This window comes from Gordonia sp. 852002-10350_SCH5691597 (genome assembly GCF_001665715.1).
GTDB classification, from domain to species: Bacteria; Actinomycetota; Actinomycetes; order Mycobacteriales; family Mycobacteriaceae; genus Gordonia; species Gordonia sputi.
Window position 1 is genome coordinate 1 of the sequence record NZ_LZMO01000123.1, and the last position, 1,409, is coordinate 1,409.

Below are 1,409 nucleotides of genomic sequence, written 5' to 3' on the forward strand. Positions count from 1 at the left end.
ACGGCGTCGACGGTTCCCGCGTTCATCGCGTCGAGCAACATGGTTGCGGTCTGCGCGCGCGTGCGGCCCTTGCTGCCTGCGGGGCGGAATGGGGTGTACTCGGTCTGTGGCTCACTCGTCATCGGATACATATAGGTGTTGTCGAAGAACACGAGCTTCGTGCCGTGGTGAGCGCAGGCATCGATCGCGTTGCGCATCATCACCGGAAAACGCTGCGCCCACATCTGAGAATCGGCGGGCAGTCCGACGGTCAGGTATGCGATGTCGCTTCCCGCGACAGCGGCGTCGGTGTGGGCGGCATCCATGAGGTCGGCGGCGACAAGTTCGTCGGTCTCGTTCACCCGCCGGGGGTGTCTGCTGACGAGGCGGATGTCGCGGGTGTGGTTGCGGTGGAGCTCGCGAGCGAGCTCTGTCCCGATCTGCCCGTTGGCGCCAAGGATCGTCTGCATGGTTCGACGCTAAGCGTCGATGTAAGCAGTGTCAACAATTATTGGCGCGCAGTGTGTCCGCAGTTGTTGGTCAGCCGATCTGATAGGTGCCCGTCGCGCGGGCGACAAGTGTGCCCGCAGTTGCGGAGATCAGATCAACAGTGCAGTGGCACAGCCGATTTCCGTTGTGGAGGCGGTCGGCGACGATGCGCAGATCGTCGGCGATCAGTGGGCTGATGAAGTTCACCGACATCGCGGTGGTGACTCCACGAAGCCGATCGGAAATGGGTCGGCCTGCCCAGGCGGCCGCCATGATTCCGATGTCCGCACATGCGCTGATCGCGCCGCCGTGGACCATCTCGCCGATGGTCGTCAGCTCCGGCCGGTAGGGCATGACCAGTTCGGCGTGGCCGTCGGTGATGTCGGTCAGTCGTAGCCCGAGTTCTGCCACGAAGGGCGAGCGGGGGATGAGTAGTGATATCACCTCGGAGCCGTCGGTGGGTGTTGGCAGGTCGGAGGTGGAGACCGTGGGAGACATGTCGATCCTTCTGTAGTTGGACTATGAAAACGTAGTCAGACTACAATTAGCACATGTCCTCACTGCTTGACGAGCCCCGCGATCGACGACGACGGCGGACGCGGGCCGCTGTGCTCGACGCCGCCGCCGAGTTGTTCTCACGCAACGGATTTCGTGGCACGTCGGTCGATGCGATCGCTGCGAACGCCGACGTCGCGCTGACATCGCTGTATGGGAATTTCCCCGACGGCAAGGCAGAGGTCTACGCGGTGGTCGCGTGTCGACTGGCGCGCGACCACGCCGAACGGATGCGGCGCAGCGTCGAGGGAACCGGTGGTGGGGCGCCGACGGCTCGCGCGGCGTTCGAGGAGTATGTGCGCTTCCATCGGGACGAGCCGCTCGCCTTCCGGATGCTGGGTCTCGCCGACGTGTCCGAGGTGCACGGGGATGTCGTCGACCAGGCG

3 protein-coding genes are annotated in these 1,409 nt (G+C 64.2%); 1 reads left to right on the forward strand and 2 read right to left on the reverse strand.

The features are described 5' to 3' along the window. Together A5777_RS09455 and A5777_RS09460 are read right to left on the reverse strand one after the other, a co-directional pair. A partial coding sequence (locus A5777_RS09455) for an NAD(P)H-binding protein (RefSeq protein WP_156529330.1) occupies positions 1–449 on the reverse strand: 449 nt, incomplete at its 3' end. A gap of 70 nt (positions 450–519) precedes the next feature. After that, complete coding sequence (locus A5777_RS09460) at positions 520–966, reverse strand: PaaI family thioesterase (protein WP_005207873.1); 447 nt, start codon at positions 964–966, stop codon at positions 520–522. Between the two features lie 53 nt (positions 967–1,019). On the opposite strand from A5777_RS09460, the gene A5777_RS09465 reads away from it, so the two are divergent. Next, on the forward strand, positions 1,020–1,409 hold a 390-nt coding region (locus A5777_RS09465; RefSeq protein WP_156529331.1), incomplete at its 3' end, for a TetR/AcrR family transcriptional regulator.